The 6,069-nt window shown below is 59.5% G+C and carries 3 protein-coding genes; 2 read left to right on the top strand and 1 reads right to left on the bottom strand.

What is annotated here, in order from left to right; translation table 11 throughout:
* Positions 1-183: 183 nt before the first annotated feature.
* Positions 184-2,922: a valine--tRNA ligase gene (locus NW819_RS00050; protein WP_414412511.1), complete on the top strand. Its 2,739-nt coding sequence runs from the start codon at positions 184-186 to the stop codon at positions 2,920-2,922.
* 246 nt (positions 2,923-3,168) lie between these two features.
* The gene (locus tag NW819_RS00045; protein WP_414412510.1) at positions 3,169-3,492 is read left to right on the top strand and encodes an RNA recognition motif domain-containing protein; all 324 of its coding nucleotides are present in this window, start codon (positions 3,169-3,171) and stop codon (positions 3,490-3,492) included.
* Between the two features lie 205 nt (positions 3,493-3,697).
* Here NW819_RS00045 and cobN read toward each other — a convergent pair whose 3' ends face one another.
* Entirely contained in the window at positions 3,698-5,914 is a 2,217-nt protein-coding gene (cobN, locus tag NW819_RS00040; protein WP_414412509.1) for a cobaltochelatase subunit CobN, read from the bottom strand.
* Between the last annotated feature and the right edge of the window lie 155 nt (positions 5,915-6,069).

Below are 6,069 nucleotides of genomic sequence, written 5' to 3'. Positions count from 1 at the left end.
GTCAATGATCTGGACATAACGCAGTACCCAAACGCTGAGGATGGCAGTACCCTAGCTCGGAATCCCTCTCTAGCTGTGTGATCGGGGTCAAGACCGATGGGCCGCCCTATCCCGAAGAGCAGAGAGCTAGACTGCTACTCTATAAGGTGATCCGTCCTTCTCAGCCGTTGGCCTATCCTCCCTATGACTGCTGCAATTTCCTCCGCCAACCTGCCCAGCCAGTACAACCCCTTCGAGACCGAGCCGAAGTGGCAGCGCTTTTGGGAGGAGAAGGGCTTTTACGTGGCGGATCCCAAGGCGCCGGGAGAGGCCTTTAGCATGGTGCTGCCCCCGCCCAATGTGACGGGCAACCTGCACATGGGCCATGCTTTTGCCTTTACCCTGCCGGATGTGGTGACGCGCTACAAGCGCATGCGCGGCTACAACGTGCTCTGGCTGCCCGGCACAGACCATGCCAGCATCGCCGTGCACACCATCCTGGAAAACCAACTGCGCCAAGAGGGCAAGACCCGCTTCGATCTGGGCCGCGAGGCTTTTCTGGAGCGAGCTTGGGCTTGGAAGGAGCAGTCGCAGGGAGCTATCAAGAGCCAATTGCGGCGGCTGGGTCTCTCGCTGGACTGGACGCGGGATCGCTTTACCCTCGACGAGGGGCTGAGCCGGGCGGTAACCGAGGCGTTTGTGCGGCTATACGAGGCGGGGTTGATTTACCGGGGCGAGTATTTGGTGAACTGGTGCCCGGCCACCCAGTCGGCGGTGTCAGACATTGAGCTAGACGACAAAGAGGTCAAGGGCCACCTGTGGCATTTTCGCTATCCCTTGGCCGAGGATCCCAGCCAGTATCTGGTGGTGGCCACCACTCGGCCCGAGACCATGCTGGGGGATACGGCGGTGGCGGTGAACCCCCAAGACGAGCGCTATTGCCATCTCATCGGCCAGTTCATTCGCCTGCCCATTAAAAATCGCCTCATCCCCATCATTGCGGATGAGTATGTGGATCCCTCCTTTGGCTCCGGGTGTGTGAAAATTACCCCGGCCCACGACCCCAACGACTTTGAAATCGGCAAACGGCACCAATTGCCCTTCATCAACATCCTCAATAAAGACGGCACCCTCAACGAAAACGGGGATCCTTTCACCGGCCTAGATCGCTTTGTGGCCCGAGAAAAGGTGGTGCAGTGGTTTGCCGAACATGGCCTGCTGGAGAAGGTGGAGGACTACACCCACACCGTTCCCCACAGCGACCGCGGCGGCGTGCCCATCGAGCCTTTGCTTTCCATTCAGTGGTTTTGCGATGTCTCGGGGATGGGGGCTCGCTGTTTGGAAGAGGAATACCAACGAAATAGCCCCCGCTTTATCCCTGAGCGCTGGACCAAGGTTTATACCGGCTGGCTGGAAAAGCTGCGCCCCTGGTGCATTTCCCGGCAACTGTGGTGGGGCCATCAGATCCCGGCTTGGTACCCGGTCATTGACGGCCAGCTCCCTGAGGATCCGCAGGCTTTTGTGGTGGCCCGCAACGGCGAGGAAGCGCTGCTCAAGGCACGGGAAAAGTTTGGCCCAGAAGTTGAGCGGGTGGAACAGGATCCCGATGTGCTGGATACCTGGTTTAGCTCTGCTCTGTGGCCCTTTTCAACCCTGGGCTGGCCGGAAGAGACCGAGGATTTCAAACGCTACTATCCCAACTCCCTGATGTCCACGGGCTTTGACATCATTTTCTTCTGGGTGGCCCGCATGGCCATGATGGGATCCCAATTTACCGGCCAGATCCCCTTCAAAGATGTGTACATCAATGGCCTGGTGCGGGATGAGCACGGGGCGAAAATGTCCAAAACCAAGGGAAATGGCATCGATCCCCTGGAGCTGCTGGACAAATACGGCACCGACGCCCTGCGCTATGCCCTGGTCAAGGAGGTGGTGGGGGCAGGGCAGGATATCCGCCTGGCCTATGACCGCAAGACCGGCGAGAGCGCCAGCGTAGAGGCCGCCCGCAACTTTGCCAATAAGATCTGGAACGCCTCCCGCTTTGTGTTGATGAACTTGGAGGGGCAAACCCCTGCCCAACTGGGATCCCCTGTTCCTGAAGCGCTGGAATTGGCCGATCGCTGGATCCTGTCGCGGCTGCACTCCACGGCCACCCAAGTCATCGCCGAGCTGGAAGCCTATGGCCTGGGCGAGGGGGCGCGCCTGCTCTACTCTCTCATTTGGGATGACTTTTGCGACTGGTACATCGAGCTGGTCAAGCCCCGGCTGCGGGGAGAAGACCTGGCTTCCAAACGCGCAGCGCAGCAGGTGCTGGCCACCGTTTTGGAAACCATTCTCAAGCTGCTGCACCCCTGGATGCCCCACATCACCGAGGAGATCTGGCAGCTGCTCACCCAGGCCAACCAAACCACCTCTATCTCCGTGCAGCCCTATCCCACCCCAGATCCCAGTTGGATCGACCCTCAACTGGAGCGGGAGTTTGGCTTGGTGATCCAAACCATTACCAGCCTGCGCAACCTGCGGGCAGAAACCGGCCTCAAGCCCCAGCAGGCCGTCACCGCCCTCCTGGTTACCGACGATCCCACCCAGCAGCAAATTCTCAGGGCTGCCCAAGCCTACATCCGGGATCTAGCTAAGGCTGAGGCTTTGGAGATTACGGGATCCCTGGCCACGGAGCCCAAACAGGTGGCGGCTGCAGTGGTGGGCACGGTGCAGGTGCTGATGCCCTTGGCAGGACTGGTGGATGTGGAAGCGCTGCGGGCCAAACTGCAAAAAGACCTGGCCAAACTGGAAAAAGAGGCCCAAGGGATCCGCGCCCGCTTGGAGAACCCCAATTTTCTCAACCGGGCCAACCCTGAAGTGGTGCAAGCCAGTCAGGAACAACTGGCAGAGCTGGAAGCCCAGATGAGGTTACTGGGATCCAGGCTGGAGAAGCTGGGCTGAGGTGGCGTCAGCGCAGGTAGGGCAGCGGAGTGTTTGGGCCGGGCCAGTTGGGGTGTGAAGGCAATGTCCCCAGAATTTCGCGAAATCGAAGTGGTGAACCCCTGCTTCTGTGTTAGGATAGAAGCTGAGATTGTTATCGGTTGTAGTGCTCGTTTCTTCTGGTCTTGACGGATTTTCACGTTTTGTATTGGCAGACGGCTCTCCGAACATCTCACCCTTTGTTACTCTCTCTTTCGGAGATCGTCTATGTCGATTTATGTTGGCAACCTTTCCTTTAAGGTGACAGAAGCGGATTTGACCGCTGTTTTTGCTGAGTACGGTTCTGTCAAGCGGGTGCAGATCCCCACTGACCGTGAGACAGGCCGCATTCGAGGCTTCGGGTTTGTGGAAATGAGCTCTGAAGCAGAGGAGCAGGCTGCCATTGCTGCTCTGGATGGGGCAGAATGGATGGGGCGCGACCTCAAGGTGAACAAAGCTCGTCCCCGGGAAGAACGCCCCACCTCAGGTTTCCGCTCTGGTAACGCGAACAGTGGCGGCGAGCGGCGGCGGAGTTTTCAATCTCGCCATTGAAACGCCTGCTGAGGCTTCCCGGTAGCTGGCCAGGGGGCACCTAGGCGCGAACCGGTCTTGGGCTACGATTCCGGGATCCAGCTGTTTCTCTAGCCTGCTTCCATTGTTCCAACAGAGGAGTTGATGAGGGATCCCGATCAACTCCTCTTACTCTTAAGATTCTTCCTTGCTCCCTGAGAGAGGAAAATAAAACGCTTGGCTTGGGTTACGGCGAGTTCGGGGATCCCTCTGGCCAAGGATCTGTCAGGTCGGCGGTCAAGGGATCCCAATCCCATCCCCAATCGCGGGCAATGGCCTGAGTAATCCCCAGTTGTCCGTGGCCGGGGTAGCGGGCCAGGGCTACCACCAGATCAACAAGCTGCTCACCGGCAGGGATTCGACCAAAGATGTGCAGCCCATCGCGAATCTGGGATTCTTTTAGCTCGCAGAGATAGCCATCCAGGCGATTCCAATCTTCTTCTTTTTCCAGGTTGAACTGTTGGTCTAGATGCTCTGCTCGAACCAGCTCCTGAATCTGGGCGCGAATCAGGGGACAACGACTGGGATCCAACTGTTGGGCCTGCACGTACTCATCCATCAGCCGTTCCAAATCCGCCAGGGGGCCGTACAGCTCGGCGCGAGTAAGGGGCGGGGTGAGGTGGTCGATAATCACTGCCTGGGCTCGCCGCTTGGCCTGGGATCCCTCTCCTGGGTCGTTGACGATGAAGGGGTAGAAGTGGGGCATTGGCCCCAGAGCAACCTCCGGGTAGCAGATGGCGGAAAGAGCGGATCCCTTGCCGGGCAGCCATTCCAAGTTGCCGTGCTTGCCCACATGCACCACCGCTTGAACGGCGAAGACCTGCCGCAGCCACAGGTAAAAAGCCAGGTACTCATGGGGGGGCACCAGATCCGGGGCATGGTAGTTCAACGAGGGATCCCGGTCGTAGCCCCGCGGGGGCTGGATGCCAACAAAAACGTGCCCCAACTGGAGACCGGCGATGGGGATGTTTTGGGCGGGCGGATTCCCCCATTGCTGAATGAGGTTGGCTTGGATGGGCTCAGGCAAGCGGGCAAACCACTCTCGATAAAGGGCAGCAGAAAGGCATTGCCGAGCCGGGCGCAGGGATCCCAAGGGGTCGTAGGTCTGGCCTTCGGTTAGCCAATGGATGAGTTCATCTCCAGTCTGGGGCAGGGGATCTACTGAGTAGCCAGCTCCCGCCAAAGCTTTGAGAATTTCCACACAACTGGCAGGGGTATCCAGACCCACCCCATTGGCCAGTCGCCCGTCCCGACTGGGGTAGTTGGCCAAAATCAGAGCCAGACGGCGCTGGTTGGCAGGGGTACGCCGCAATTTCACCCAGTTGGCCGCCAAATCGGCTACAAACTCCACCCGATCCGGCACAGCCACGTAGGCCACCACCTCCGTTTGCAAGTGGGGATCCCGCTGTTGAACCGCTTTGAAGGAAATGGTGCGGCTGATGATGCGCCCATCCACCTCCGGCAAAGCCACATTCATGGCCAGATCCCGCGCCCCCAATCCCCGCGTGGAGTTCTCCCAGCTCTGCCGGGATCCACCGCTGAGGATTACCTGCAAAACAGGCACATCCAACTCCTGCCACAGCCTCACGTCGGGCTGGTGGCTGTCCAACCGCGCCAGAGAAAAGCTGGTGGTGTTGAGCAACAGGTCAATCTGGCTGCCAAAGTGATCCCGAATGGCCTGGGGCAAGTCGGGATCTTGAAGGCTGTAGGTGTAAAAGCACAGAGGCTGCAGCCCCCGCTCCACCAAGGCTTTTGCCAATTGATCCACCGGCTCTATGTTCCCCGCCAGAACATGGGCTCGGTAGAGTAAAATCCCCACCTTGGGAGCTTGGGGATCCGCCAGCGGAGCTATGGGGGGTTGATAGATCCCTAGACGAGGCAGCACTTGAGGATCCGGCACCGAATATTGGCCCCCCAGAAACTCCCTAGCCAGAAACAGCAGACAGGCAGCCACATTCTCCGCTCCCCCCTCCAGCCAGTACCGCCACACCCGATCCGCCACCGCCAGGGGCACAGTGGAATGGCTCACCAAATCCCAGTCGGGGCGATCGTCCCCAGGAATGACGATCAGGGTGGATCCCTCCTCGGCGGCCACCTGCTTGGCTACCTCCAGGCCATAGCTCCAGTAGGCCCTTCCCCCCAACAGGCGAAGGAGCACCACCTGCGCCCGCCGCAGCACCCTCTCGGCATAGTCATCCAGGCTTAGGGGCTGTTGCAACTGCAACAAATTGGCCGCCCGCACCGCCGGAAAATCGCCGGGCAACAGGCGCAGGGCTGCGCTCAAGGCCGTGAGATCCGTATCGGCTGCCGAAAGGATAACGATGGGAGCGGGATCCTGCTCCAAGAAAATGACGCCGGATTGGGAAGGATCCCATCCCCCTGGCAAAGCAGCTATTCGGTGCATGGCCGCTCTCCCAAGGGAAGGAAGCTCAGGCTTAGCGACTGTACTTGAAGCACAGAAGCACCCCAGCTCCCAGCGCTCAACTGGTCAGGAAGGGCTCCCGTAGTGGTTCCCGCTACCCAAGCATTGCCCTGTCCAAAGTGCTCCGCACCGCTGGC

Origin of the sequence: Synechococcus sp. R8-2, assembly GCF_047461715.1 — a bacterium.
Taxonomy (GTDB): domain Bacteria; phylum Cyanobacteriota; class Cyanobacteriia; order Thermostichales; family Thermostichaceae; genus Thermostichus.
Note: the sequence above shows the minus strand (reverse complement) of the source record. Positions and strands in the feature narration are given on the sequence as shown.

Bases quoted from the DNA above. Each gene is read 5' to 3' on its own strand.
- NW819_RS00050 (WP_414412511.1), top strand. From the start codon at position 184: ATGACTGCTGCAATTTCCTCCGCCAACCTGCCCAGCCAGTACAACCCC.
- NW819_RS00045 (WP_414412510.1), top strand. From the start codon at position 3,169: ATGTCGATTTATGTTGGCAACCTTTCCTTTAAGGTGACAGAAGCGGAT.
- cobN (WP_414412509.1), bottom strand. From the start codon at position 5,914: ATGCACCGAATAGCTGCTTTGCCAGGGGGATGGGATCCTTCCCAATCC.